A 26,068-nucleotide genomic window follows, 5' to 3' on the forward strand; every position below is an offset into this window, starting at 1 on the left:
TTCTTGGGCAGGCCCATGGCTGCAAACACATGGCTGGGCCTGCCCCGGTGGCAGGCCGACCCGGCGGACACGCACACCCCCATGTCCCCCAGCACCCGCACCAGTACCTCGCTCTTGTAGCCGGGCAGGGTGAGACAGAGAATGTGGGGGGCCTCCCCCTCGGCCACCTGCTTCAGCTCCGGAATAGCCCCCAAAAGCGACTCCAAAGCGTATTTTTTCAACTCTTTCATACGAGCAGTATAGGAATTCATCTCGGCCCTGCCCACCATGCAGGCGGCGGCAAAGGCGGCGGTCTGAGCGGTGGCCTCAGTGCCGGGGCGCATGCCATCCTCCTGGCCGCCGCCCAGCATCAGGGGCGGGAACCGGAGGCCCCTGCGGATGTAGAGCGCGCCCACGCCCTTGGGCGCCCGCACCTTGTGGCCCGAGATGGTGAGCAGGTCCACGCCCAGGGCCTTGGGGGTAAAGGGAATTTTCAGAAAGGCCTGCACCGCGTCGGTGTGGAGCAGGGCGGGGGAGCCGGCGGCCTTGATGGCCCTGGCGGCCTCGGCCACAGGCTGGATGGTGCCCAGCTCGTTGTTCACCAGCATGATGGACACCAGCACCGTGTCCGGCCGGAGGGCGGCGGTCAGCTCCTGAATGGAGATATGGCCGGTCCTGTCTGGCCTGAGCCAGGTGACCTCGTACCCCTCCCGCTCCAGGGCCTTGCAGGGCTCCAGCACAGCGGCGTGCTCAAAAGCGGTGGTGATGATGTGCTTTCCCTTCCGCCTGCCCAGCTCCACGGCGCCGCGGATGGCCCAGTTGTCCCCCTCGGTGCCGCAGGAGGTGAAGAAAATCTCCTCCGGGGCGCAGCCCAGGGCGGCGGCCACCTGGCCCCGCTGCTCCTTCAGCCGCTTGGCGGCCTCCCGGCCCAGGGGGTAGCGGGAAGAGGGGTTGCCGTACTGCTCCGTCATGGCCTCCAGCGCGGCCTGGGCGGCCTGGGGACACACCCGGGTGGTGGCGGCATTGTCCAGATAAATCAAAGAAATTCGCTCCTTAGTCTCACAATATCCCCTCAATTCTAATTCGGAAGCGGTGCAAAGTCAAGCGGGGCGGCCTTTCTGTCAGGCCGCCCCGCTTGCGGGATATCAGGTGTTGGGCATGTACCGCACGTCCAGCTCCTCCAGGTACTCGTCCACCACAGCCGGGACATAGGCCACGCTGACGCTGGAGAAGGACTCCGGGTCGGGGGCATCGGACATGATATCAGTCTCATCCCAGTAGTCCTGGGTGTAGGTGATGCGGTAGGCGGGCTGGATATAGGACTGGTAGCTCTGGTTCAGATACACCAGCTCCACATGGAGAATTTGGGCGTTGGCGCCGTCGGTGGGGGCGTCCATGCCCAGGTAATCTCCGGCGCGGAAGTCTGCAACCGCCTCCTCCGCCGTGCGGATGGGGTAGAGCACACCCTCCTCCGTGGGCCAGCAGGGGAGGTAGAAGGCGGACATGCCGCCATCCGACTCGTACCAAAACCTATCCCCGATGCGGTTGAAGCAGTAATCCAGTAGCTGGTCGGTGAGGGAGTCCTCCGGGTCATGGCGGAACCAGAAGAAATTCTGGCTCTGTTCGCCGTAAAAGTTGTAATGGGTGGTCACCTCCAGGGCAGGGCTGTCAAACCCGGACAGCGGGGCCAGCTGGTCCCACAGCAGGGGGGCAGCTTTTTCCAGGGTGTCCGCCCAGGCGGGGAGGGGCAGGCGCTCCGGCAGCCAGACATGGCAGCTGATGAGATTTTCCATACTCATCCGTCCGCCGTCGGCCATATGCGCGGAGAAGAAGCGGCAGGGCGAGCCGGTTTCCGGGCCGTAGCTCTCATAATCGGTGATCTCAGTCCCCAGGGCGGCGGCGACATTTTGGGCAAAGCGGAGCTGTTCCTCCTCGCTGGGGATGGGATTTTTGTATACAGGCAGCTCTTTAATCCTGTCCGTATTGTCCAGGGTGGGGTTGACGCCCGTCATCTCCTCCAGGTCATGTACCATAAAGAAGCCACGGGTGTCATCCGAACCGCCCATGCCCATGTCCACCGGGGCGGACCAGGAGATTTTCTCCAGGGTCTGGGCGGAGGTATAGCCTGGGTCCTGACTGACCGTGCCGCCGGGGAAGGTGCGGGGCGCGGGGCCGGAGAACCAGCGCCAGACCAGTCCGGCGGCAATCACCAGGGCGGCGCAGGCGGCCAGGATGGGGAGCGTCCGGCGTCTGGCCGGGCGGGGGGAGGCGGATTCCATGGCTGCCAGGGTGCGTTCCCGCCAGGCCGCCCCGGGCGTGAGGGAGGACAGGGACTGCCGGTAAAGTTCAGCGTTGGTCATGGTCAAATTCCTCCTTCAGCAGATCGCGCAGCAGTTTCCTGGCCCGCATGAGCCGGGAGAGTACCGTCCCCCTGGGACAGCCCAGCAGGGCGGCGATCTCCTCCGCCGTGTACCCCTCCACATAGTGGAGGTATACGGCGGTGCGGTACTTCTCCGGCAGCCGGCCCACGGCGGAGAGCACTGCTCCGGCCTGGGGCGGTGCTCCGGCGGGCGGGGTCCAGTCCGGGTCCAGGGGGACGGTGTGCCGCTTCCAGGCGGAGGCGGCCAGGTTTTTGCAGCGGTGGGAGGTGGTGCGGATGAGCCAGGCACGGAGATGGGTCTCATCCCGGAAGGAAGGGCTGGACCGGACCAGGGCCACAAAGACCTCCTGGGCCGCGTCCTCGGCGTCCTGCCGGTTGCCCAGGGACTGCCAGGCCAGGCGATATACCAGGGGACTGTACCGGTCCAGAACCTCCTCCCAGGAGAGGGGGGAACCTTGCAGGGTGAGCATAGCGTTTCAACTCCCTTCTATCTATAAAACAGCGGGGGAGGGGATTTGATTGCATTGGAGACTGGAAAAAGAAAAACCGCCTGCCCCTCGGAGAGGGACAGGCGGCAGAGAGGACTGCTTTACAGCTTCCGGGTGGGAACGTGCCAGATGTTGTTGGCGTAGTCCCGGATGGAGCGGTCGGCGGCGAAGATGCCGGAGCGGGCGATGTTGATGAGGGACATCCGGTTCCAGGACTTCTGGTCCAGATAGGCCTGGCCGGCCCGCTCGTGGGCGGCCCTGTAGCTCTCAAAGTCGGCCAGCAGCAGGTACTCGTCGGGGGCGCTGCCATTCTGACCGAAGAGGAGCCGGTTGGTCAGGTCGGTATAGCTGACGCCGTCGTTGAAGCCCCGGGTAATCTGGTCCAGGATAGCCTTCAGCGTGGGAGAGCCCATGTAGTACTCATAGGGCTTGTAGCCCCGCTGCTTGAGGGACACAACCTCATCGGCCTTCAGGCCGAAGAGGAAGATGTTTTCGTCGCCCAGCTGCTGGTGCATCTCCACGTTGGCGCCGTCCAGCGTGCCGATGGTCAGGGCGCCGTTCATCATGAACTTCATGTTGCCGGTGCCGCTGGCCTCCTTGCCGGCGGTGGAGATCTGCTCGCTCAGCTCGCTGGCGGGCATGAGCCGCTCGGCCAGGCTGACCCGGTAGTTCTCCAGGAACACCACCTGCAGCCGGTCCTTGCAGGCCGGGTCGGCGTTGACGGTGGCAGCCAGGGAGTTAATCAGGTGGACAATCTCCTTGGCTACATAGTAGCCGGGAGCCGCCTTGGCGCCGAAGAGGTACACACGGGGAGTAAAGGTGAAGTGCGGATCGCTCTTGAGCCGCTGGTACAGGTAGATGATGTGCATCACATTGAGCAGCTGGCGCTTGTACTCGTGGAGACGCTTCACCTGTACGTCGAAGATGGCGTCAGTGTTGAGGATGATGCCGCTCTCCTTGGCCACATAGGCGGCAAAGGCCTGCTTGTTCTCGGTCTTAATCTTGTGCAGGCGGGAGAGGACGCCGGCGTCGTTCTGGAACTTCTCCAGCTTCTTCAGGGTCTCAGGCTTGAGCAGATAGTCGTCCCCGCCGGTGCAGTCCTTAATCAGGGTGTCCAGCTTGGGATTGCACTGGGACAGCCAGCGGCGGTGGTCAATGCCGTTGGTCACGTTCTGGAATTTCTCGGGGGTGAGGGCATAGATGTCCCGGAACAGATCCTTCTTCAGGATCTCGGAGTGGAGAGCGGATACGCCGTTGACGGCATAGCAAGCGCACACGCACAGGTTGGCCATGCGCACGTCGCCGCCCCAGACAATAGCGTTGCGTTCCACCCGGCCCATATCGCCGTGGAAGGCCTCGGTCAGGTGCTTCTGCCAGCGGTTGGAGATTTCAACGATAATCTCCCACACCCGGGGCAGCAGAGTCTGGACCAGCTCCTGGGGCCAGCGCTCCAGGGCCTCGATCATGACGGTGTGGTTGGTGTAGGCCACGGTATGGGTGACGATATACCAGGCGTCGTCCCAGGTATACCCCTCCTCATCCAGCAGGATCCGCATCAGCTCGGGGATCACCAGGGTGGGGTGAGTGTCGTTAATCTGGATGACGTGCTTCTGGTGGAAGTTGTGCAGGGTGCCGTACTGAGCCCGGTGCTTGCGCACAATAGACTGGATGGTGGCAGAGACGAAGAAGTACTGCTGCTTCAGACGCAGAGACTTGCCCTCATAGTGGTTGTCGTCGGGGTAGAGGACCTTGGCGATAACCTCGGCCATGGCCTGCTGCTCCACCGCCTTCAGGTACTCGCCCCGGGAGTAGAGGGACATATCCACGGGCACGGGGCTCTTGGCGTCCCACAGGCGCAGCACGTTCACATGGTCAGTGCCGTAGCCGGCAATCTCCATGTCCTTGGGGATGGCCAGCACGTCGGTGCCGCCCTCATAGGACACGCGGTGACGGCCGTTCTCATCCCAGTAGCCCTTGACCTTTCCGCCGAAGTGGACGGTTTCGGTCTCGTCCACCTTGGGGATGAGCCAAGCGTCACCCAGGCCCAGCCAGTTGTCCGCCAGTTCCACCTGCTGGCCGTCCACGATCTTCTGCTTGAAGATGCCCAGCTCATAGCAGATGGAGTAGCCGGTGGCAGGGATCTCCAGGGTGGTCATGGAGTCCAGGTAGCAGGCGGCCAGACGGCCCAGTCCGCCGTTGCCCAGGCCGGCGTCGGGCTCGGCCTCGAACAGGTCGGCGGCGGAGAAGCCCAGGGACTCGATGGCCTGGGTCAGAGGCTCCAGCACGCCCAGGTTGTAGGCGTTCTTCATCAGGGACCGGCCCATGAGGAACTCCAGAGACAGATAGTGAACCTGGCGGGCGTGGCTGTCCTTCACACGGTCCTCGGTCTCCAGCTCATGGGCGGACATGATGTCACGCAGCACCATGGCGCAGGCCTTGAACATCTGGGGCACAGTGGCCTCATCCACGTCACGGCCAAAATTGCGGCGCAGCTTGCCGGTAATCAGATTGGTTAATTCGGTTTTCGTATAGTTATGCAAGGGAACGCATCTCCTAAACATAAAATAGGCTGGGAAAACAGAATAGCTGCTTTGGTAACAGCGTCCTATTTTACCACAAGGAGTTATTTAATGTCAATGAAAGAGATGTAAAATCAGAGACCAGGACAAAATATAGGGCTTATTTCTTGGTTATCCAGCCGTAAATCTCCAGATACTCCTCTGCCGATTTGGTCCAGGAGAAGTCTGCCGTCATGCCGGCGTGCATCAGGCCCCGCCAGGCCTTGGGATTGTTGCGGTACAGGTCCACGGCCTCATGGAGGACCCACATCATGTCATGGGCGCTGATGTTGGCGAAGGTGAAGCCCCGGCCCTGGCCGGTGAACTTGTTGTAGGGCCAAACCGTGTCCTTCAGGCCGCCGGTCTCCCGGACCACGGGCACAGTACCATACCGCATGGCGATCATCTGGGACAGACCGCAGGGCTCGGCCTCGCTGGGCATGAGGAACAGGTCGGCGCCGCCGTAAATGGCGGTGGACAGGGAGGCGGAGTACATCATGTGGGCGGCAAAGCGGCCGGGATACTGGCTGGCAGCATGGCGGAAGGCCTCCTCATAGTTCCAGTCGCCGGTGCCGAGCACCACCATCTGCACGTTGTTCATCCCCATAATCTCGTGGATGGAGGAGGTGACCAGATCAAAGCCCTTGTGCTTCACCAGGCGGGAGATACAGGCGATGATGGGGGCGTCCGGATCCTGATTCAGGCCGCAGGCCTGCTGAAGGGCGGCCTTGCAGGTCCGCTTGCCGGAAAGATCGTCCGGGTTGAAGGCCGCGGCCAGGCCGTTGCCGTTAGCGGGGTTGTAGAGCTCGGTGTCAATGCCGTTGAGGATGCCCCGGATCTTGTTCCGGTTATCCGCGATGACGCCCTCCAGACCGTGGGCGTAGAAGGCGTACCGAAGCTCCTGGGCGTAGGTAGGGGAGACGGTGGTGACATAGTCGGCAGCGTAGATGGCGCCCTTCATCAGGTTCACGTCCCCGTGGTACTCCAGCATATGCTCGTTGAGGTAGCCTGGCGCCAGCCCCAGCAGGTCCTTGAGCACCTGGCTGCCGTACCGGCCCTGGTACTCAATGTTGTGGATGGTGTACACGCTCTTGGCGCCCTTCAGCTCAGGCACCACATGGCGCTCCTCCAGCAGGTAGATGGGCACCAGAGCGGTCTGCCAGTCGTTGCAGTGGATTACGTCGGGCCAGAAGCCCACATGGCCGGGGGTCTCGATAATGGCCCGGGAGAAAAAGGCGAAGCGCTCGCCGTCGTCATAGTGGCCGTAGATCTGGGTGCGCTTAAAGTAGTACTCGTTGTCCACAAAGTAGTAGGTGACGCCGTCCCGCTTCAGTTCAAAGATACCGCAGTATGGGGTGCGCCAGGCCAGGTGAACATGGAAGTTGCACAGAAAGGTCATCTGGCTGCGCCAGTCCTGACCAATCCCCTCGTAGAGAGGAAGGATGACCCGTACATCATGTCCCATGGCAGCCAGGGCCTTGGGCAGGGAGCCGGCCACATCCGCCAGTCCGCCAGTTTTGATAAAGGGGGCTACCTCGGAGGAAGCAAAGAGGATGTTCATATGGAGCTCCTTTCAGAACCGGCCGCGGCCGGTAACATTAAATTTTGGGAAGGACGCGCGCGAGAGACGGGGCTTGTCCGGCCCCGTCTCTCGCGGTTTCGGCGGTACGCCGTCCGCCGGTCAATTATACGGTTTCGTTCTTGGCAATGGCCAGGGGGTAGGTCTCGTGGCCCATAAGCATCCGGCCCGGGTTGACGTGGACGTTTTTGTCCGTAATGGTGTATTTGAGGACAGCGCCCTGCTGGATGGTGGTGCTCTGCATCAGAATGCAGTTTTCCACCACAGCGCCCTTCTCCACCCGCACGCCGCGGAAGAGAATGGAATTGCGCACCGTACCCTCAATGATGCAGCCGTCGGCCACCAGGGAGTTGACCGAGCTGGCATCATCGCCGTAGTAGGTAGAGGGGTTGGACTGGTCCTTGGTCTTGACGGGGCGGTCGGGCACGAACAGGTCGGCCCGGACCTCGGGCTTGAGCAGCTCCATGCTGCGGGCAAAGTAGCCGGGGACAGACTGGAGCCGGGCGGCATAGCCGTCAAAGATATAGGGGACAATATTGAGGGAGTGGACATTGGCCTGGAGCACGCCCTGGCTGAAGGAGGGAATGTTGTGGGCGGCACAGTGGTCCACCAGGGAGAGCAGCAGGCTCTTGGAGAGAATGTATACCTCCAGAGCCTCGCAGCCCATAGGCGCGAAGGGGTGGACGGACACGTCGGTCACCCGACCGTTGGCGCCGATGGTGAAGTAGTCCGAGGACTTGGGATCTCCCTTGGGGTTACGGGTGCACACGGCGGTAATATCAGCGCCGCTCTTGATGTGCTGCTTATAGATGTCCCGCAGGGGGAGATTGACGGCAATGTCGCCGCCGGCCAGAACCACGTGCTCCTGCTTGATGTTCTTCAGGTAGGAGTAGACGCCCTCCAGGGCATCCATACGGCCCCGGCACACGCCGCCCCGCTGCTTGTTGGCATAGCCGAAGGGGGGGAGGATGCGCAGGCCGCCGTGCTTGCGGGACAGGTCCCAGTCCTTGCCGGAGCCCAGGTGGTCCAGCAGGGACTGATAGTTGGCGTGGACAATGATGCCCACATCCACAATGCCGGCGTTGACAAAATTGGAGAGCATGAAGTCGATGATGCGGTAGCGGCCGCCATAGGGCACGGAGCAGGTGTTCCGGTGCTGGGTCAGCTCCCGCAGGTCAGCGTTGGAGCGGTATGCGAAAATGATGCCGTGCAGCTTGTTCATCATTTCGCAGCACCTCCTTCCAAATTACGGGTAATCATAGCGTTGGCGGGCACAACGGCGCCGTCGCCCACCTCAATGTCCTGGGCCACCACAGTGATGCCCCAGTCTCCCAAGTCTCCGCTGGGTGGCGCGGAGCCCACGGTGGCGCCCTGGTCGATGACAGCATTCTCAGCCACAATGGCATAGTCCACGGTGGCGCCGGCCTTGACCACGGTGCCGGGCATCAGGATGGAGTAGCGCACAGTGGCGCCTTTTTCCACGATGACGGAGTTAAAGAGCACCGAATTCTCAACCGTGCCGTACACCTCGCAGCCGCCGGTGACCATGGAGTGGGAGATCTTGGCGTCGGGGCCGGTGAAGTGAGGGGGCTTCGTTGGCGACCGGGCATAGATGGGCCAGCTGGGGTCGTAGGGATCGATGCCGCTGCCCTCAGAGAGCATGTCCATGTTGGCGTCCCAAAGGGATTTGATGGTGCCCACGTCCTTCCAGTAGCCCTTGAAGCGGTAGGCGGACATCTTCTCACCGGCGCCCAGCATGGCAGGGATAATGTCATGGCCGAAGTCGTTGGAGGAGTCGGGGTTGGCCTCGTCGGCGATAAGGTAGTCCCGCAGCTTGGACCAGGTGAAGATGTAGATGCCCATGGAGGCCAGGTTGCTCTTGGGCTCCTTGGGCTTCTCCTGGAACTCGTAGATGTTGTCCTCCTCGTCCACATTCATGATGCCGAAGCGGCTGGCGTCCTCCATGGGGACCTCCAGCACGGAGATGGTGCAGGCGGCGCCCTTCTCCTTGTGGTAGGCCAGCATGGCGCCGTAGTCCATCTTATAGATGTGGTCGCCCGAGAGAATAAGCACATATTCGGGATTGTACAGCTGCAGGAAGCCGATATTCTGGTAGATGGCGTTGGCGGTGCCCTTGTACCAGGTGCCGGAGTCGCCCTTCTGGACATAGGGGGGCAGCACATGGACGCCGCCGTCAGACCGGTCCAGGTCCCAGGGCTGGCCGTTGCCCAGGTAGGCGTTGAGCTCCAGCGGCTGGTACTGGGTCAGCACGCCCACAGTGTCAATGCCCGAGTTGATGCAGTTGGAGAGTGGGAAATCGATGATGCGGTACTTTCCCCCAAAGGGGACGGCGGGTTTTGCCACGCGGCTGGTCAGGGCGTAGAGACGGCTTCCCTGTCCTCCGGCCAGCAGCATAGCGACACATTCTTTTTTCATTCCTAACACCTCTGCTTATCTTGGTGGTATGGGCTTGGATTCATGGGCCTTTTTCACCGGTGGGGCGCGCCAGGACGGCCCTGCCGGGGAAAATCAGGATTTTTTGGGCGCGGGCTTCTTTTTGCCCACGGGGGTCAGCTTGACAGCGCTGCCCGCCTTGACGGCGGCTTTTTTCTTCTTGAGCGGGGGCTTTTTCGCGGTGCAGCGGTAAATCACGCCGCTCATGGGCGGGATGTCAATGACCAGGGACTGCTCCTGGCCGTGCATGGGAATATCTTCGGAGCTCAGCGGCGCCTTGTCGCCCAGACCGGAGCCGCCGAAGCGCTCGTCGTCGGAGTTGAACACGCACTGATAGGTGCCCCGGTAGGGGACGCCCAGCCGGTATCCGGGCCGGTGGACCGGGGAGAAATTGCACACAGCCAGGATAAAGTCGCCCTTGCTGTCCTTGCGCAGGAAGGAGACGCAGTTGTTCTGGTTGTCGTCGGCGCAGATCCATTGGAAGCCTTCCCAGGAGAAGTCCAGGTCCCACAGGGGCTTGGTCTCCAGGTAGAAGGCGTTGGCCGCCTGGAAGAAGGCCTTGGTGTCCTGGTTCTCCTTGTTCTCCAGCAGGTGCCAGTCCAGGGAGTACTCGTAGTGCCACTCGTTCCACTGGCCGAATTCGCTGCCCATCATCAGCAGCTTTTTGCCGGGGTGGGTGAGCATATAGGTGTAAAATGCCCGGACGCCGGCAAATTTCTCCTCATAGGGGCCGGGGATCTTGTTGAGGAAGGAGCCCTTCATGTGCACCACCTCGTCATGGGACAGGGGGAGGATGAAGTTCTCCGAGAAAGCGTACATCAGGGAGAAGGTGATGTCCTTGTGGTTGAACTGCCGGAAATAGGGGTCCAGCTTCATATAGTGGGTGATATCGTTCATCCAGCCCATGTTCCACTTCAGGTTGAAGCCCAGGCCGCCCTCCTCCACCGGGTGGGACACCAGGGGCCAGGCGGTGGACTCCTCGGCAATCATGAGGACATCGGGATGGGGGACAAAGATATGGGTGTTGAGGGTGCGCAGGAAGTCGATGGCCTCCAGATTCTCGTGGCCGCCGTACTTGTTGGGCACCCATTCGCCGCTCTGGCGGCTGTAATCCAGGTAGAGCATGGAGGCAACGGCGTCCACCCGCAGGCCGTCGACATGGTACTGCTCCAGCCAGAAGAGAGCGGAGGAGAAGAGGAAGGAGCGGACCTCCTTCTTATCGTAGTCAAAGACCCGGGTTCCCCAGTCGGCGTGCTCGCCCTTCCGGGGGTCGGCGTACTCGTAGCAGGGCTCGCCGTCAAACTCATACAGGCCAAAGGCGTCCTTTGGGAAATGGGCGGGCACCCAGTCCAGAATGACGCCCACGCCGGCCTGATGGAGCTGGTCGATAAGATACATCAGATCATGGGGAATGCCAAAGCGGCTGGTGGCGGCAAAGTAGCCGGTGCACTGATAGCCCCAGGAGGCGTCCAGAGGGTGCTCGGTAATGGGCATCAGCTCCACGTGGGTGAAGCCCATCTCTTTCACATAGGGTACCAGCCAGCTGGCGATATCCCGGTAGCTGAGGAACTCGCCCTCGCCGGTGCGGCGCCAGGAGCCCAGGTGCATCTCGTAGATATTCAGCGGGTTGTGGTAAACCGGATGGCTCTTCCGGTACTTCATCCACTTCTGGTCGCCCCACTGGTAGCCGGACAGGTCATAGAGCTTGGAGGCGTTGCCGGGGCGGGTTTCAGCGTGGAAGGCATAGGGGTCGGACTTGGCCAGAACCCGGCCGTCCCGGGTGTGTACGGCGTACTTATAGGTGTCATACTGCTTCAGGCCCGGAATGAACAGCTCCCACACGCCGCCGTCCAGGCGGTTCATGGGATGGGACTCCTCGCTCCAGCCGTTGAAGTCGCCCATAACGGATACGCCCGCGGCGTGGGGCGCCCACACGCGGAAGATATAGCCGTCCTGACCGTCCACGTTGACGGGATGGGCGCCCAGATACTCCTGCGCGTGACAGTTATCCCCCTGCAGAAAATGGTAGAGCGGTGTGTCTGGCTGCTGGGGGGGCGAGGTCGTTTGCTCTGTGCGAGTCATAGGGAACACCTCCAGATAATTGGAAAAAAGTTACAAAAACGAAAGCGTATGAGCGGTTTTGAATGTCGAATTGACACAAATGACTACTTTTAACGGAAGTTATTTGTATAAATTATACAACAATACAAGGTGTCAGTCAAGGGCGGAACAAGGAAAAAGTAAAAAGAAACCAAAGCCTGATTTTTAAAGAGAAAAACAAGTGCAAAATTCAGGCTGGAAAGGCCCGTGAAGGCGGACAATACGAAGGGAGCGGGCGGATTTTACCGGAAATTTATATAGCAAAGGGCAGACGGATTCCTGCTCAATCCGCCTGCCCGCCGGAGGCGGCCTGGTGATCCTCTTCCATGCGCGCAAAGGCGCGGAGAAACGCGGCCCGCTGCTGGCCGTAGCCCTCCTCACCCAGACGGGTGAGGCAGGTTCCCAGAATCAGGGCCAGCTGGGCGGACAGCCAGTCGCTGCCATACATGCCCTCCTGGTTGTAGTACTGGGCGTTCTCTGCCAGCTCCCTGGCCTCAGTCAGACGGCCGGCGTCCAGGGCCTCCTGGGCGGCGGCTGCGCCGGCCAGGGCATGGAGCAAATAGCCCTCATCGGTGGTGCCCGCCTTGTTGTCAGCCTCCAGGGCGGTGAGACAGTCGGCCCAGCGGTGTTCCCGGTAGGCGGCGCGGGCCTCATCCAGGCCGTCAGGCGCGGTGCCGTCGGACACAGGGGCGCCGGAGAGAAAATATCCGGTGGGAAGTCCCAGTGCTCCCGCCAGGTACTCCAGAGTACGCACAGAGGGGATGGCGCTGTCGTTTTCAATCTTAGAGAGCATGTTGCGGGTGATGTAATCGCCCACCAGCTCCTTTTGGGTCATACCCTTGCTCTGGCGGGCTTCCCGAATCTTCTGACCAAGGGTCACGGCGACTCCCTCCCTGTGTAACTATAATTTACTTCGCGGTCTGCAGTTATTGTAGCAGGTATGGGGGGAATTTACAATTGGAAAAAGGAGAGATTTCCAATCATGTTCCGGGAAGGGGATAGGGGCCTACAAGCGTAATGGTGAGAAATGCGTTGGAGTAAGCGGGGGTGGAAGGGAGTGAGACGGGCGTATTGTTGTCGGCGGAATCCACATGGACGCCCACCAGAAATCTGGGCAGCAGAGGCACTGTGATGGTGCGGCTCACCAGTACGCCGTTGGACAGAGGGGTGCGGGCCCAGGTGAGATAGCCTCCGGGGGTGATATCGGCGGTAATATAGTGGGGCAGGTTGGTATTGGACAGAGCGCCGAAGCTGATAAGGTAGAGCCCGGCAGTCTGGATAACAGCGTACTGGCCGCCGGCACTCTGGGTCACGCCCCTGCCGTTGAATTGGTCAAAGGCGATAGAGCCGTAGCGGGGCGTGTAAAAGGTCTGGGCCGTACTGCTGGAAAAATTGCCGTATACGGCGGGCAGGGCAGGGCCGGTAGCCCCTGTGGGACCAGTCGCTCCATCCTGCCCGGCCGCCCCTGCGGGGCCGGCTGGCCCTGTGGGCCCTGCGGGTCCTGTCGCACCGGAGGGCCCGGTCGGGCCTGTGGGGCCGGTGGCTCCGGCAGGTCCTGTGGCTCCGGTTGGCCCCGTTGCACCGGAGGGACCGGTTGGCCCAGTTAGACCGGCGGCTCCTGTGGGACCGGCAGGGCCCTGACTGCCCGTTTCACCGGTTGGACCTGTGGGTCCTGTGGCGCCGGTTAGCCCTGCTGGGCCTGTTGGGCCGGTTGCACCGGAAGGCCCGGTCGGGCCTGTGGGACCGGTGCCGCCCAAAGCTCCGGTCTTACCGGCAGGACCTGTGGGGCCGGGGATGCCCGTTGGTCCCGTGGCCCCTGTGGCCCCCGGGGGGCCGGGGACGGGGCATACGGTCACGGCAGACCAGGGACAGAAGGGACGGCTGAAATTGGAATTGCCGCAAAAGCTGTTCATAGTCAAAACCTCCGTCCCAGTATATGACGGGGCGGAGGCGGGGGAGAAAAAGCCGCCCCTGTACCGAGCGGGCTCGGACAGGGGCGGCGGCATATTTTTGCGGTTGGAATGGGCTTAACCCACGGGCAGTACTTCCACAATGCGGCAGACCACGGAATTTTCCGTAATGCGGTCATTATTGGCCATCAGGTCGGCCAGGACATCCTGGTCCTCCTCCAGCTCCAGCTTGACCACGGCGCCCTGGTGGCGCTCCTCCTTGGTCTCGGCGGCGGTGTTGGGGATGTCGAATACCATCTTGGCCACCTTGTCCCGGAGCAGGTTGGCCTTGGTGGCGTTGTCGGCCAAGCCGAAGACAATGTGGCTGTCATCGCCGGCGGCGCCGGGGGTAAAGATGGCGATGTTGGGGGTGCCGTCCGCGTTGACGGTAGACACCACGGACACGCCGCTGTAAGCGGCGATGGCGTCCAGCAGCTCCTGCTGGGTCATGTTTCCGTACAGGCCGGTGGTGACGGAGGCGGTGGTGACGGCGTCGGTGCCGCCGGAGGTGGGAGCGGGGGAGCCTTCACCAGCATCGGGCTGGCTGCAGGCGGCGAGGCTGAGGGCCATAACGCCGGCCAGGGTCAGAAGCACAAGAGAATTCTTCTTCATTTCGATAAAACTCCTTCCTGTTTGAAACCACGGCATTGCCTGCGTGGTAAAGGTATTCTATCCCATTGTTTAAAAAATGTCAAAGGTTAAATGTGCAAAATGCGCATAAAAAAATAGACCAAAAACCGAAATGAAGTAAAATTGCTATATTTGATAGACGTATTGTCTAAAGCTGCCCTTCCATAGGGCAGGGAGCGCCGTAAGAGGAGTAAGAAGAGGCGATGTCCAGAAAGCGGCGCAGCGTATCGCTGATGACCTTGCTGCGGTGGTAGCACAGCAGAAAGGAGCGCTGCCAGGCGCAGCCCTCCACATTGACCCGCCGCAGCTCCCCCCGGGAGAGCTCGCCGCTGACCAGCCTGGCGGACAGAACAGCCAGTCCATATCCCCGCATAACGGCCTGCTTGATGGCGCTGGCGCTGCTGCACTCCCATCGAATGTTTAAGGACAGGTGGCGGCGGGCCATGAAGGACTCAAAGAGCGCCCGGGTGCCGCTGCCCTGCTCCCGGAGGATAAAGGGCTGTCCGGCCAGCTCCTCCGGCTCCACAGCCTTCCGGGCGGCAAAGGGGTGGCCGGGGGCACAGACCAGGATGAGGCAGTCGCTGATGATGGGGGAGGAGAGGATCTCCTCCCGGTGGATGATGCCCTCCACAATGGCGGCGTCCAGTTCATTCTGAAGGAGCTTGCTCTCGATGGTACGGGTGTTGTCCACCTGGACTGACAGGTCCACGTTGGGGCGGACCAACCGCAGCTCGTCCAGGATGGGGCAGAGCACAGTGCTGCCTACGGTGAGGGTGGCCCCCACACGCAAAGAGGGACGCTCCCCCTCGCCCTTCATGACCTCGTCCAGACGGTCGAAGGCCTCCACTGCCAGAAGGGCCTGGGCCCGGAGGGTGCGGCCTGCCTCGGTGAGAAAAAGCTCCTTGGGGTAGCGCTCAAAGAGCCGGGCCTTGTACATCTTCTCCAGCTCTCCGATGGTCTGGGAGACTGTGGGCTGGGACACATAGAGCCGGGCTGCCGCCTCGCTCATGTTCCGGGTTTCAGCCACAGTGAGGAAAATCTTCAGGTGGCGGATGGTGATCAACGCTGCCCCTCCTTTTACGGTATTGGTTTTTCTAATTGACTCTATCCAATTTTACTATTTTACCAATAGCAGAACAAGTGATATTATAAAAATAATGCGTAAAGGCGGGTCAGCCGCCGGAAAGGATGGAAATTCCAATGAAAATTTTGGTTATCGGCGGTGTGGCCGCGGGAACAAAGACGGCCGCCAAGCTCAAGCGCGAGGACCCCACAGCGGAAGTGACCATTCTCAACAGGGATGAGGACATCTCCTATGCCGGCTGCGGCCTGCCCTACTATGTAGGCGGCGTCATTGCCGATAGGAGCGCGCTGATTGTCAATACCCCTGCCAAGTTTGAAAAGCTCACCGGTGTGGCGGTGAAGTGCGGCGTGGAGGCCGTAGCCCTGGACCGCTCTGCCAGAACCGTCACCGCCAAGAACCTCGCCGACGGCAGCGAGGCCGTGTACAGCTACGACAGGCTGGTGCTGGCCGTGGGCGCCTCTCCCGTGGCGCCGCCCATTCCCGGGGTGGATCTGGAGAACGTATTCTTCCTCCGTACCCCTGAGGACGCCGTGGCCCTGCGCCAGGCCGCTGAGAGCGGCCAGGTCCGCCGGGCCGTGGTGGTGGGCGGCGGCTACATCGGCCTGGAGGCTGCGGAGAATCTGGCCGCCCGGGACATCCGCACCACCGTGCTGGAGATGGCTCCCCAGATTCTCCCCGGCTTTGACCAGGAGATGGCCGCCTGGGCGGAAGAGCGTCTGGACGACCAGGGCATCATGGTCTTTACCAACGAGCGGGTTACCGCCATCACCGGCGAGGGAAAAGTGGAGAAGGTTCTGTGCGAGAACCGGAAGATGAAGGCCGACCTGGTGGTGCTGTCCACCGGCATCCGGCCCAACACCGCGTGGCTCTCCGACAGCGGCCTTGACATGGTGAAGGGCACCCTGCTCACCGATTTCCACGGTCGGACCAACGACCCGGCGATCTGGGCTGTGGGCGACTGCGCCATGGTCCACAACCTGATTACCGGCGCTCCCGCCTGGTCTCCCATGGGCTCCACAGCCAACATCGCCGGCCGCAGCGCCGCCGTGAACCTGGCGGGGGGAGAGAGCGAGTACCTGGGCGTGCTGGGCACTGCCGTGTGCAAGCTGCCCGGCCTCAACGCCGGACGCACCGGCATGAGCGCGGCCCAGGCTGCCGCCGCCGGCATTGACGCCGAGAGCGTGGTGTGCGTGCTGGACGACAAGGCCCACTACTATCCCGGCGCCGGCGAGTTCATCATTAAGCTCACTGCCGCCCGGGAGGATCAGCGGCTCCTGGGCATCCAGGTGCTGGGCAAGGGCGCGGTGGACAAGATGGTGGACGTGGCGGTCACCGCCATCACCATGAAGGCCCGCCTGGCCGACCTGGCCAATATGGACATGGCCTACGCGCCCCCCTTCTCCACCGCCATTCACCCCTTTGTGGCCGCGGTGCAGATCCTGCTCAACAAGCTCTCCGGCCGTCTGGTGAGCATGGGCCCCGCCGACTTCCAGGCCGGCAGGGCGGAGGGCCGCCGGATCATCGACGTGGGCCCCGCCCCCGTCCTGGAGGGCGCGCCCTATCTGGACTTCACGGCCCTGCCCCAGGGGCTGGAGGGCATCGGCAAGGATGAGAAGCTCCTTCTGGTGTGCGCCAAGGGCAAGCGGGCCTACCTGACCCAGAACCGGCTGCGTGCCCTGGGCTATACCGATACCGTGGTGCTGGAGGGAGGCACCACCGTCAACGGTACCGATTTGGTAAAGTAAAGAGATAAGTTTTGTGCTGAACAATAAATGATACATAAGGAGAGATAAGAAATGGCCTGCACCATCAGTCCTGAGGACATCAAGCGGGTGAAAGCCCTCGGCTTTCTCCACAACAAGGGAACCGACTGCTTCAATGCGCGCATCATCACCGTAAATGGAAAGATCACCGCCAAGCAGAACCAGATCATCGCCGAGGCCGCAGAGAAGTTCGGCAACGGCACCGTGACCTTTACCACCCGCCTGACTGTGGAAGTCCCCGGCGTCCACTATGACAACATTGAGCCCTTCCGGGCCTATGTTGCCCAGGCCGGCCTGGAGACCGGCGGCACCGGTTCCAAGGTCCGCCCCGTGGTGTCCTGCAAGGGCACCACCTGCCAGTACGGCCTCCATGACACCTTCGCCCTCTCGGAGGAGATCCACGAGCGGTTTTACAAGGGCTACCGCAATGTGCGCCTGCCCCATAAGTTCAAGATCGCCGTGGGCGGCTGCCCCAACAACTGCGTCAAGCCCGACCTGAACGACCTGGGCATCATCGGCCAGATGGTCCCCAACTTCGACGCCGAGGAGTGCAACGGCTGCAAGAAGTGCGGCGTGGCCCAGGTGTGCCCCATGGGCGCGGCCAAGCTGGCCGACGGCGAGCTGCATATCAATAAGGACATCTGCAACAACTGCGGCCGCTGCATCGACAAGTGCTACTTTGACGCCATGGACGGCGGTACCTTCGCCTACAAGATCTACATCGGCGGCCGCTGGGGCAAGCACACCGCCACCGGCCGTCCCCTCAGCAGGCTGATCTCCACCAAGGAGGAGGCCCTGAGCATCATTGAGAAGGCCATCCTCCTGTTCCGGGAGCAGGGCAAGACCGGCGAGCGCTTTGCCGACACCATTGAGCGCCTGGGCTTTGACCATGTGGAGCAGGAGCTTCTCTCCGACGACATCCTCTCCCGCAAGCAGGCCATTCTGGACGCCCAGCTCCATGTCACCGGCGGGGCCACCTGCTGAGCAAACAGCTGATAGACACAAGGACCGCCCTCCGGCAATGCCGGAGGGCGGTCTCTATTACGTCCGCTATTCGCTCTTCCGTCTGTCCCGCCAGGCCTCCAGAAAGGCCTCGTCCTTCCAATCCAGGCCCCGCTCGCCGGCCAGACCCTCAATGTGGTGGGTGAACTCGTGGGCCAGGGTGGCATAGAGCTCCTCCTCCCAGTCCTCCTCGGTCCACTCCTCTCTGGCGGCCAGGGCGGCGAAGGAACCGTAGTACAGGAGAATGTACCGGCCCATCTGGTCGTCGCAGTACTCGCCCAGAATGTACATCTCGCCCGGCGGGAACTCCGGGTCCGGCATCTCGTCGGGCAGCAGAGAGATGCCGCCGTTGAGGCCGGCGTAAAATTCCTCGGGGAACTCCTCTGCCATCCGGTCCAGCGCCTCCCCCGCCTCGTCAAAGGTCATGTTCATCTCTCGCCTCTCATTTCCTGCCTGGGGTATCCACTATGCCGCAGAGGAGGCCCCCCACAGGGAAGACCACCCAGGCGGGATGCCAGGCGTTGAAGATCAGACCCGCGCTCAAAAAAATAACGGTGGCTGCCAACATGATGAGGCTGCACCGGCGGTCCGAGGGCCCGTCAGGTTCGTACTCTCCGCTGCCGCCGTCCTCCTGGGCGGCGCCGCTGCCGTGGTACTTGCTGTGCTGGATGCCCAGATATACCATAACCCCCACTGCGGCGGCCACAATCAGGAAGAATACTGTGCAGGCCGCCGTATCGCCGTTGCCATTGGGCAGGAACTGCCACAGGACGGACAGTCCGATGAGCAGCGCCACCGCCACCAGAATGGCGGCCACCGCGGCGGCGATGCCCGCCCGGAACAGTTTCCGGAAGGCGGTGATGGCTTCCGTGTTGTAGAAGGGAGGCACCTTCGGGTGGGCCTTGCAGAAGTCGCTGTGGGCGATGCCGCTCCAGACAAACAGAAACACCGCCGCCGCAATATACAGGAAGAAGGGCAGCACTATCAGGCCGGTGCTCCCCCACTTCAGGTAGCCCGCCAGCAGGGCTGCCAGGCTGGCAATGGACAGGAATACTCCGGCGGCCATGAGGGCGGAGAACCGGTCCATGTGCTGGTCATAGGCCACAAAGAGGGCGTACCGTGCCTCCTCGGCCGCGGCGTCAGGGGCATGGGGCGGGGGAAAGTCCGCCTCGGACAGCGCCTCCCGCATCAGCTGATCCAGGGAGCAGGAGAGCAGGTCGGCCAGAGTGAGCAGGGTGGCGGCCTCGGGCAGGCTCTGGCCGCTCTCCCACTTGCTCACCGCCTGTCTGCTTACGCCCAGGGCCTCGGCCAGGCTCTCCTGGGTGTACCCGGCCCGGCGGCGGAGAATGGGCAGGTTATGTTCAAAATGGGTCATTGGAATGGTCACTCCTTTCAGCACCATTTTGCCGGAAGGAGGCCGGTTTTACCACCAACCCGGCGTTTCGGCAGGGATTTTTTCACGCAACTTCAGGTTGCGGAGCCAATTTCGGCTCAGGAGGGGCGCTTCATGGTGAGGGAGATGCGCTTCTTCTTTGCCCCACACGGCCGGAGCCGTGCGGGGACCCCGGATTTTACATCCTCGGGGCAAGTGAATTGCCCCTGCGGCAAGGTTTCGGCGCTGCCGAAACGCTTGTACGCGGCACTCGCCGCGTCCCGCCTGCGGCGGGTCCCTGTACAGCCCTGTCAGCCCTGAGGGCGCTTCATGGTGAGGGAGATGCGCTTCTTTTTTTCGTCTACTTCCAGCACCCAGACGGTGACGACATCTCCCACGGCGCACACCTCGCTGGGGTGCTTTACCCGGCGGCCCGCCCCCAGCTGGGAGATGTGGACCAGGCCGTCCTGGTGGACGCCGATATCGACAAACACGCCGAAGTCGATGACGTTGCGCACCGTGCCGGTGAGCTCCATGCCCGGCTTCAGGTCCTTCATCTCCATTACGTCGGTGCGCAGGATGGGCTTGGGTAGCTCGTCACGGGGGTCGCGGCCCGGCTTCATCAGCTCGCCCACCACGTCCCGCAGGGTGGGCACGCCCACGCCGCAGGCCTGGGCGGCCTTCTCCTCGCCAAAATCCTTCACCCGCTGGGGCAGCTGGGACAGGTTGCCCGCCTTTACGTCGGCCATGCCGTAGCCGCACAGCTCCAGCAGCTTTCCGGCGGCGTCGTAGCTCTCGGGGTGGACGCCGGTGTTGTCCAGCACATTGGCGCTCTCGGGCACCCGCAGGAAGCCGGCGCACTGTTCAAAGGCCTTGGGGCCCAGCTTGGGTACCTTCAGCAGCTGCTTGCGGGAGGTGAAGGCGCCGTTCTCCTCCCGGTACTTGACGATGTTCTTGGCGGTGGCGGCATTGAGACCGGCCACCCGGGTAAGCAGAGGAACGGAGGCGGTGTTCAGGTCGGCGCCCACCGAGTTGACGCAGTCCTCCACCACGCCGGACAGCGTCTCATCCAGCCGGGCCTGGGGCATGTCGTGCTGGTACTGGCCCACGCCGATGGCCTTGGGGTCGATCTTCACCAGCTCGGCCAGAGGGTCCTGGAGCCGCCGGGCGATGGACACGGCGCTGCGCAGGTTTACGTCGTACTCGGGGAATTCCTCGGCGGCCAGCTTGGACGCGGAGTACACGCTGGCCCCCGCCTCGCTGACAATCATGTAGCTGACGCCGCCGCCCAGCCGCTTAATCAGTTCCACCGTCATCTGCTCAGTCTCCCGGCTGGCGGTGCCGTTGCCGATGGCGATGTGGGCCACGCCGTGCTTGCGGATGAGCCTGGAGAGCGCGTCGATGGCCTCCTCTTTTTTCCGCTCGCTGAAGGTGGGATAGACCACCGCCGTGTCCAGCACCTTGCCGGTGCCGTCCACCACCGCCACCTTGCAGCCATTGCGGTAGCCCGGGTCCAGACCCATGGTGACAAAGCCCTTCACCGGCGGCTGCATCAGCAGGGGCTTCAGGTTCAAGGCGAACATCTTGATGGCGCCCTCGTCGGCCTGCTCGGTGAGGAGATTGCGGATCTCCCGCTCGATGCTGGGAGCGATGAGCCGGTCGTAGGCGTCCTCGGCGGCGGCGCGGACGAAGGCCATGGAGGGGGCCCCGGGCACCAGCACCGCACGGCGCACCGCGATGAGGGCGGCCTCCCGGTCCATCTCCACCGAGACCTTCAGCACCTCCTCCCGCTCGCCCCGGTTGATGGCCAGAATCTGGTGGCCCATAGCCCGGGACACCGGGGTCTTGAAGTCGTAGTACAGGCGGTATACCGTGTCCTCCGGCTCTTTATCCGCCGCCCTGGACACCAGGCGGCCCTTGCTCCGCCACAGCTCCCGCAGGCGCTTGCGCAGGTCCGCGTCGTCGCTGACGGCCTCGGCGATGATATCGGAAGCGCCTGCCAGGGCCTCCTCCACCGAGCTGACTCCTTTTTCGGGGTCCACATAGTCGGCGGCGGCCGCCTCAGGGGCGGGGCAGTCCCGGCTCTGGGCGAAGAGCAGCTGGGCCAGAGGCTCCAGCCCCTTCTCCTTGGCGATGGTGGCCCGGGTGCGGCGCTTGGGCCTGTATGGGCGGTACAGGTCCTCCACCTCCGCCAGGGTGGCGGCGGCGTCGATGGCGGAGGACAGCGCTTCGGTCAGCTTGCCCTGGCCTTCAATGGAGGCCTTGACCTCCTCCCGCCGCTTGTCCAGGCTGCGCAGGTAGGTCAGGCGGTCAGCCAGGGTGCGGAGGGTGGTGTCGTCCATGGTGCCGTGCATCTCCTTGCGGTACCGGGCGATAAAGGGGATGGTGTTCCCTTCATCCAGCAGGGTGATGACGTTCTGAACATGCTCTTCCTTGCGGCCCAGCTCACGGGCCAGAATCTGAACGATGGTCTCCATTGGAAAACTCCTTCATATAGAAATGCCTGGCGGCGGCGCCGTCAGGCTTGTCCTGCGGAATATATTTTACGGCATCTCCCCCCGGAAGTCCAGGGGAAAGCTTGCGCGGCGGCAGGGGAGCAGGGAGAATAGAAAAGGGAAAGTGGCGAAAGGAGTGGGGAGAGCGGAACGGGGCCAGGAGCTATGCTGACCAGGCCCAGCAGGCTGTATCCCGGTTCCGCACCGAGCTGGCCGGCCTGGAGCGGGAGGAGGAAGCGGGCAATGTCCGGGTTCAGGAGGAGCTGAACCGGCTTATCAAGGCAGAATAAAAGCATGGGGGCCCCGGTGTGCGCCGAGGCCCCCGTATTTTTTCGATCTCACTCCATGCCCTCCCGGCGGAAAACCTGCCAGGGCAGCACGTCGGCCAGCTCCACCAGCACGGGGGAGAAGCCGCCGGTGCCGTCAAAGGCCTGCGTAGGCGTGCGGAGGGTGGAACGGTCCGGCCGCTGGATTGGGAGGGACACCGTGGCCCGCAGTCCCTCTCCCGGCCTGCTCTCCAGCATGAGCGCGCCGCCGTGGAGGGCGGCGATCTGCCGGGCAATGGGCAGCCCTGTGCCTGCGCCGCCGGCTTTCCGCCTGCTGTCCAGCCCTGCGCCGCTGTCCCATACGGTGAGGATGGCCCGGCCGTTTACTTCTGTCAGCCGCAGCCCTGCCCGGCCGCCGGTCTTGGCGGCCCCCAGGGCGTTGGAGATGAGACAAAGCAGCATCCGCCGAATCAGTCCGCTGTCCCCGGTGGTGAGAAGGGAACCGCACTGGCTGTCGAAGCGGAAGGACACACCGGCGGCCTCCGCCAGATCGGACACCTCCCGGTACAGCTCCCGGCACAGCCCGGCCAGATCCAGAGGCCCGGCGGACAGGGTCAGCCGTCCATCCGCCAGAGCGCCGGCGGTTTCGGCGTTGTTCATCAGGCGCATTATCCGGTAAAAGCTCTGGTTCATAATCGCCAGATACTGATCGTACTTGGACCCTGCCTCCTGCAGGGCGGGGGCAATAAGCTGGGCGGCGGCGGTCAGATTGCCCACATGCTGCCGCATCTGCTCCAGAAGGGCGGCGGTACCGGGGAAGGGAGAGCTTACCGGATCTTCCGGGAGGAGAACCGCCAGTATCCCGTCCTCCTGTAAGGACAGGGAGAGACGCCAACTCCGGCCGGCAGCCATGCAGGTGCCGGTGGCAGAGCCTGACTGGATGGAGAAACCGGAGAGGAAATCGGGGGGCGGCCCGCCGGGGGCCAGCCCCAACAGTTCTGCCGCCGCGCTGTTGCAGGACGCCGTCGTTCCATCCCGGACAATCAGCGCGGGGAAGGGAACGTGATCCAGAGAAAAGGAAGAGAACGGCGCGCTGTCCATTGGCTGCGCTCACCTCCGTTCATTATCGCTTGCCGCATTATAGCTTATGCAGTTCCCGGCGGAACTGCGTTTTTTTCAGTATACCAAAATCTGGCCCGTGCAACAAGGGAAATTGTCGAAAACTGTCGAATCAAGGCAAACGGCACATAAGCCCCGCGCTTTCCATCCTCAGAATCGTTGAAGGAAAGGAGAAACCGGAACGGCATGGGCTTGAGAAGGATAAGCGGGGGAAAAAAGACAGGAACACCGGGCCAAAGGAGAGCGGAAAGATACTTACGCCAGACTTAAGGCTCTTTCTGAACGCACTTGCCATAACTTGAATAAAAAAAGCAAAATTTTTAGGGAATTTCAAAAAAACTCTTTAAAAACGCAACAAGATAGGCTATAATAGGGGCACACGAGGATCCCTCGAAGATTTTTAAAGGAGAGAATTGAAATGAGCATTAAAGTCGGCATCAATGGCTTTGGCCGCATCGGCCGTATGGTCTTCCGCGCTAGTCTGAATCATCCCGAGATCGAGATCGTGGGCATCAACGATCTGTGCCCCGCCGACTACCTGGCTTACATGCTGAAGTTCGACACCATGCACGGCCAGTTCGCCGGTGAGGTGAGCAGCAACGAGACCGGCATCGTGGTCAACGGCAAGTGCATCCCCGTCTTTGCTGAGCGTGACCCCGCCAACATTCCCTGGGGCAAGCTGGAGGCTGAGTACGTTGTGGAGTCCACCGGCCTGTTCCTGACCAAGGAGAAGGCTGAGGCCCACCTGAAGGCCGGCGCCAAGAAGGTTGTCATGTCCGCCCCCTCCAAGGACGACACCCCCATGTTCGTCTGCGGCGTGAACCTGGACAAGTACACCTCCGACATGAACTTCGTGTCCAACGCCTCCTGCACCACCAACTGCCTGGCTCCCATTGCCAAGGTTCTGAACGACGCCTTCGGCATCACCGACGGCCTGATGACCACCGTCCACTCCACCACCGCCACCCAGAAGACCGTTGACGGCGTGTCCATGAAGGATTGGCGCGGCGGCCGTGCCGCTTCCGGCAACATCATCCCCTCCTCCACCGGCGCCGCCAAGGCCGTGGGCAAGGTTATCCCCGAGCTCAACGGCAAGCTGACCGGTATGTCCATGCGTGTCCCCACCCTGGACGTGTCCGTGGTTGACCTGACCGTCAATCTGGCCAAGCCCGCCAAGTACGAGGAGATCTGCGCCGCCATGAAGGCCGCCTCCGAGGGCGAGCTGAAGGGCGTTCTGGGCTACACCGACGAGGATGTTGTCTCCTCCGACTTCCTGGGCGACACCCGCACCTCCATCTTCGACGCCAAGGCCGGCATTGCCCTGACCGACACCTTTGTGAAGGTCGTGTCCTGGTACGACAACGAGGTGGGCTACTCCAACAAGGTGCTGGAGCTCATCAAGCACATGTACTCCGTCGACCACAAGTAAGCTGGTCCTGAACGGAATAAAAAATCCCCTCCGGAGCAATCCGGAGGGGATTTTTTTGCCTCAGGCGGGATATTCCGCGCCGGGGAGCGCCGTCCCGGCCAGCGCCCGGCGGCCCAGCCGGATGCTGAGGAAAAGGGTTATCAGCTCAACTGCGGGGAAGGCCAGCCAGATGCCGGTCATGCCGAAGAGAAAGGCGAAGAGACAGGCGGCCGCCACAATGCCCAGGCAGCCCCGGAAGAAGGAGACGCGGAAGGAGGCGCTCGCATGCTCTGTGGCCCCCAGCAGAGCGGCGGTGACGAAGTTGAAGCCCACAAAGACAAAGCCGATGAAGTAGAGCTTGAGACCCGGCTCGGCGATAGCCTGGAGGGCGGCGTTGCCCTCGCTGTTAAAGATAGAGACCAGCGGCCCGGGGAAGAGGAGGGCGGCGGCCAGCGCCGCGAGGCCCAGAACAGCGGCCAGCACCAGTGCTTTGCGGTATACCCGCCGCACCACCGCCAGATCCTGCATGCCGTAGGCGCGGCTGAGAAGGGGCTGGCAGCCCTGGGAGATACCAGTAAAAATAGACAGCACCACCAGAGCCAGATTGGCCACTACGCCGTAGGCCGCCACGCCCACAGTGCCCGCCGCATTCATCACCAGCAGGTTGAACACCACCAGCGTGATGCCGGAGGAGAACTCATTGATAAAGGCGGCGATGCCCAGCCAGGCCACAGCGGCCGTCTTCCGCAGGGACAGGCCGGCAGGCACTAGCTTAAACTGGCTGCGCCCGGAAAAGATGTGGCCGAAGAAAGAGATGGCAATGCCGATGATAGGGGCCATGCCGGTGGCCAGGGCGGCGCCGAAGATGCCCATGTTCAGAGGGTAGAGGAACAGGTAGTCCAGCACGATGTTGGACAGGCTGCCCACCAGCATGGCCGCCATGGCCAGCTTGGGGCTGCCGTCGTTGCGGACAAAGGTCACCAGAATGTGGTTGAGAATAAAAAAGGGAGCGAAGAGAAAGGCGGTGCGCAGGTACACCGCGCACATGGGGAGAATCCGCTCCTCTGCGCCCAGCAGCCTGGCCAGGGGCTGAGAGAACAGCAGGCCGGCCACCACCAGCAGGATTCCCGCGCCAATGCCGGCAGTCAGGGACAGGGTAAAGGAGACGTTGGCCTCGCGGTCATCCTCGCGGGCCTTGCAGATGGCGTACCGGGTAGCGCCGCCGATGCCCAGCATCATGCCCAGGCCGTTGATAAAGCCAAACACGGAGATGGCCAGGTTCAGGGCTGCCAGGCCGTCTGACCCCAGACGGCTGGACACGAAAAAGGTGTCCGCCAGGATATAGCCCGACATACCCACCATGCCCAGAATGTTCAGGGACATGTACCGGGCAAAGGTCCGGTTCAGATTGCGCGCATCCATTGGTGAATCCCTCACTTTCA

General features: G+C 62.4%; 21 protein-coding genes. 4 read left to right on the forward strand and 17 right to left on the reverse strand.

Translation table 11 applies throughout. From position 1 onward, the window contains the following. The 12 genes from Q0K06_RS05425 to Q0K06_RS05480 form a co-directional block, all read right to left on the reverse strand. On the reverse strand, window positions 1-1,019 hold a 1,019-nt coding region (locus Q0K06_RS05425; RefSeq protein WP_294549598.1), incomplete at its 3' end, for a cysteine desulfurase family protein. 105 nt (window positions 1,020-1,124) lie between these two features. Beyond that, window positions 1,125-2,339 carry a hypothetical protein gene (locus tag Q0K06_RS05430; protein ID WP_294549601.1) on the reverse strand — a complete coding sequence of 405 codons (1,215 nt, stop codon included), beginning with the start codon at window positions 2,337-2,339 and terminating at the stop codon, window positions 1,125-1,127. After that, window positions 2,326-2,829 carry an RNA polymerase sigma factor gene (locus Q0K06_RS05435; protein ID WP_294549604.1) on the reverse strand — a complete coding sequence of 168 codons (504 nt, stop codon included), beginning with the start codon at window positions 2,827-2,829 and terminating at the stop codon, window positions 2,326-2,328. Before Q0K06_RS05435 ends, Q0K06_RS05430 begins: the two co-directional genes overlap by 14 nt. Before the next feature lie 119 nt (window positions 2,830-2,948). Then, entirely contained in the window at window positions 2,949-5,408 is a 2,460-nt protein-coding gene (locus tag Q0K06_RS05440) for a glycogen/starch/alpha-glucan phosphorylase (RefSeq protein WP_294549607.1), read from the reverse strand. 118 nt (window positions 5,409-5,526) lie between these two features. Further along, entirely contained in the window at window positions 5,527-6,966 is a 1,440-nt protein-coding gene (gene glgA / locus Q0K06_RS05445; RefSeq protein WP_294549610.1) for a glycogen synthase GlgA, read from the reverse strand. A gap of 124 nt (window positions 6,967-7,090) precedes the next feature. Beyond that, entirely contained in the window at window positions 7,091-8,209 is a 1,119-nt protein-coding gene (gene glgD / locus Q0K06_RS05450; RefSeq protein ID WP_294549613.1) for a glucose-1-phosphate adenylyltransferase subunit GlgD, read from the reverse strand. Further along, window positions 8,206-9,420 (reverse strand): glucose-1-phosphate adenylyltransferase, encoded by a 1,215-nt coding sequence (locus tag Q0K06_RS05455; RefSeq protein WP_294549616.1) that lies wholly within the window; start codon window positions 9,418-9,420, stop codon window positions 8,206-8,208. Before Q0K06_RS05455 ends, glgD begins: the two co-directional genes overlap by 4 nt. Window positions 9,421-9,513: 93 nt before the next feature. After that, a complete protein-coding gene (gene glgB, locus Q0K06_RS05460) occupies window positions 9,514-11,520 on the reverse strand; it encodes a 1,4-alpha-glucan branching protein GlgB (RefSeq protein WP_294549619.1) in 2,007 nt (668 codons plus the stop codon). Window positions 11,521-11,821: 301 nt separating this feature from the next. Continuing rightward, window positions 11,822-12,418: a helix-turn-helix transcriptional regulator gene (locus tag Q0K06_RS05465; RefSeq protein WP_294549622.1), complete on the reverse strand. Its 597-nt coding sequence runs from the start codon at window positions 12,416-12,418 to the stop codon at window positions 11,822-11,824. 100 nt (window positions 12,419-12,518) lie between these two features. Then, window positions 12,519-12,851 carry a hypothetical protein gene (locus Q0K06_RS05470; protein WP_294549625.1) on the reverse strand — a complete coding sequence of 111 codons (333 nt, stop codon included), beginning with the start codon at window positions 12,849-12,851 and terminating at the stop codon, window positions 12,519-12,521. 714 nt (window positions 12,852-13,565) lie between these two features. Beyond that, window positions 13,566-14,099, reverse strand: a complete 534-nt coding sequence (locus tag Q0K06_RS05475; protein ID WP_294549628.1) for a pyridoxamine 5'-phosphate oxidase family protein — start codon at window positions 14,097-14,099, stop codon at window positions 13,566-13,568. 166 nt (window positions 14,100-14,265) lie between these two features. Further along, window positions 14,266-15,180, reverse strand: coding sequence for a LysR family transcriptional regulator (locus tag Q0K06_RS05480; protein WP_294549631.1), 915 nt, complete (start codon window positions 15,178-15,180; stop codon window positions 14,266-14,268). Window positions 15,181-15,317: 137 nt separating this feature from the next. Here Q0K06_RS05480 and Q0K06_RS05485 point away from each other — a divergent pair, with 137 nt between their 5' ends. Then, window positions 15,318-16,946, forward strand: coding sequence for an FAD-dependent oxidoreductase (locus tag Q0K06_RS05485; protein WP_294549634.1), 1,629 nt, complete (start codon window positions 15,318-15,320; stop codon window positions 16,944-16,946). 51 nt (window positions 16,947-16,997) lie between these two features. Beyond that, window positions 16,998-17,948, forward strand: a complete 951-nt coding sequence (locus Q0K06_RS05490; RefSeq protein ID WP_294549637.1) for a (4Fe-4S)-binding protein — start codon at window positions 16,998-17,000, stop codon at window positions 17,946-17,948. Window positions 17,949-18,014: 66 nt separating this feature from the next. On the opposite strand, the gene Q0K06_RS05495 is transcribed toward Q0K06_RS05490, so the two are convergent. From Q0K06_RS05495 to Q0K06_RS05505, 3 genes are all read right to left on the reverse strand, one after another. Continuing rightward, on the reverse strand, window positions 18,015-18,398 hold the full coding sequence (locus tag Q0K06_RS05495; protein WP_294549640.1) for a metallopeptidase family protein: 384 nt from the start codon (window positions 18,396-18,398) through the stop codon (window positions 18,015-18,017). A 10-nt stretch (window positions 18,399-18,408) separates the two neighbouring features. Continuing rightward, window positions 18,409-19,341 carry a helix-turn-helix domain-containing protein gene (locus Q0K06_RS05500; RefSeq protein WP_294549643.1) on the reverse strand — a complete coding sequence of 311 codons (933 nt, stop codon included), beginning with the start codon at window positions 19,339-19,341 and terminating at the stop codon, window positions 18,409-18,411. Window positions 19,342-19,649: 308 nt separating this feature from the next. Further along, complete coding sequence (locus tag Q0K06_RS05505; RefSeq protein WP_294549646.1) at window positions 19,650-21,815, reverse strand: Tex family protein; 2,166 nt, start codon at window positions 21,813-21,815, stop codon at window positions 19,650-19,652. A 101-nt stretch (window positions 21,816-21,916) separates the two neighbouring features. Between Q0K06_RS05505 and Q0K06_RS05510 the strand changes: the two genes are divergently transcribed. Next, the gene (locus tag Q0K06_RS05510) at window positions 21,917-22,123 is read left to right on the forward strand and encodes a hypothetical protein (protein ID WP_294549649.1); all 207 of its coding nucleotides are present in this window, start codon (window positions 21,917-21,919) and stop codon (window positions 22,121-22,123) included. Between the two features lie 48 nt (window positions 22,124-22,171). On the opposite strand, the gene Q0K06_RS05515 is transcribed toward Q0K06_RS05510, so the two are convergent. Continuing rightward, window positions 22,172-23,200, reverse strand: a complete 1,029-nt coding sequence (locus Q0K06_RS05515) for a HAMP domain-containing sensor histidine kinase (protein WP_294549652.1) — start codon at window positions 23,198-23,200, stop codon at window positions 22,172-22,174. A gap of 436 nt (window positions 23,201-23,636) precedes the next feature. Between Q0K06_RS05515 and gap the strand changes: the two genes are divergently transcribed. Continuing rightward, window positions 23,637-24,647, forward strand: a complete 1,011-nt coding sequence (gene gap, locus Q0K06_RS05520; protein ID WP_294549654.1) for a type I glyceraldehyde-3-phosphate dehydrogenase — start codon at window positions 23,637-23,639, stop codon at window positions 24,645-24,647. Between the two features lie 60 nt (window positions 24,648-24,707). Here the strand turns inward: gap and Q0K06_RS05525 are convergent, their stop codons facing one another. After that, the gene (locus Q0K06_RS05525) at window positions 24,708-26,048 is read right to left on the reverse strand and encodes an MATE family efflux transporter (RefSeq protein ID WP_294549657.1); all 1,341 of its coding nucleotides are present in this window, start codon (window positions 26,046-26,048) and stop codon (window positions 24,708-24,710) included. Window positions 26,049-26,068: the final 20 nt, after the last annotated feature.

It is taken from the genome of uncultured Pseudoflavonifractor sp. (assembly GCF_944387805.1).
In the GTDB taxonomy this organism is placed as follows: domain Bacteria; phylum Bacillota; class Clostridia; order Oscillospirales; family Oscillospiraceae; genus Pseudoflavonifractor.

Excerpts from the sequence above, each read along its gene's own strand:
- Q0K06_RS05430 (WP_294549601.1), bottom strand. The coding sequence starts at position 2,339 with ATGACCAACGCTGAACTTTACCGGCAGTCCCTGTCCTCCCTCACGCCC.
- Q0K06_RS05435 (WP_294549604.1), bottom strand. The coding sequence starts at position 2,829 with ATGCTCACCCTGCAAGGTTCCCCCCTCTCCTGGGAGGAGGTTCTGGAC.
- Q0K06_RS05440 (WP_294549607.1), bottom strand. The coding sequence starts at position 5,408 with ATGTTTAGGAGATGCGTTCCCTTGCATAACTATACGAAAACCGAATTA.
- glgA (WP_294549610.1), bottom strand. The coding sequence starts at position 6,966 with ATGAACATCCTCTTTGCTTCCTCCGAGGTAGCCCCCTTTATCAAAACT.
- glgD (WP_294549613.1), bottom strand. The coding sequence starts at position 8,209 with ATGATGAACAAGCTGCACGGCATCATTTTCGCATACCGCTCCAACGCT.
- Q0K06_RS05455 (WP_294549616.1), bottom strand. The coding sequence starts at position 9,420 with ATGAAAAAAGAATGTGTCGCTATGCTGCTGGCCGGAGGACAGGGAAGC.
- glgB (WP_294549619.1), bottom strand. The coding sequence starts at position 11,520 with ATGACTCGCACAGAGCAAACGACCTCGCCCCCCCAGCAGCCAGACACA.
- Q0K06_RS05475 (WP_294549628.1), bottom strand. The coding sequence starts at position 14,099 with ATGAAGAAGAATTCTCTTGTGCTTCTGACCCTGGCCGGCGTTATGGCC.
- Q0K06_RS05485 (WP_294549634.1), top strand. The coding sequence starts at position 15,318 with ATGAAAATTTTGGTTATCGGCGGTGTGGCCGCGGGAACAAAGACGGCC.
- Q0K06_RS05490 (WP_294549637.1), top strand. The coding sequence starts at position 16,998 with ATGGCCTGCACCATCAGTCCTGAGGACATCAAGCGGGTGAAAGCCCTC.
- Q0K06_RS05495 (WP_294549640.1), bottom strand. The coding sequence starts at position 18,398 with ATGAACATGACCTTTGACGAGGCGGGGGAGGCGCTGGACCGGATGGCA.
- Q0K06_RS05500 (WP_294549643.1), bottom strand. The coding sequence starts at position 19,341 with ATGACCCATTTTGAACATAACCTGCCCATTCTCCGCCGCCGGGCCGGG.
- Q0K06_RS05505 (WP_294549646.1), bottom strand. The coding sequence starts at position 21,815 with ATGGAGACCATCGTTCAGATTCTGGCCCGTGAGCTGGGCCGCAAGGAA.
- Q0K06_RS05515 (WP_294549652.1), bottom strand. The coding sequence starts at position 23,200 with ATGGACAGCGCGCCGTTCTCTTCCTTTTCTCTGGATCACGTTCCCTTC.
- gap (WP_294549654.1), top strand. The coding sequence starts at position 23,637 with ATGAGCATTAAAGTCGGCATCAATGGCTTTGGCCGCATCGGCCGTATG.
- Q0K06_RS05525 (WP_294549657.1), bottom strand. The coding sequence starts at position 26,048 with ATGGATGCGCGCAATCTGAACCGGACCTTTGCCCGGTACATGTCCCTG.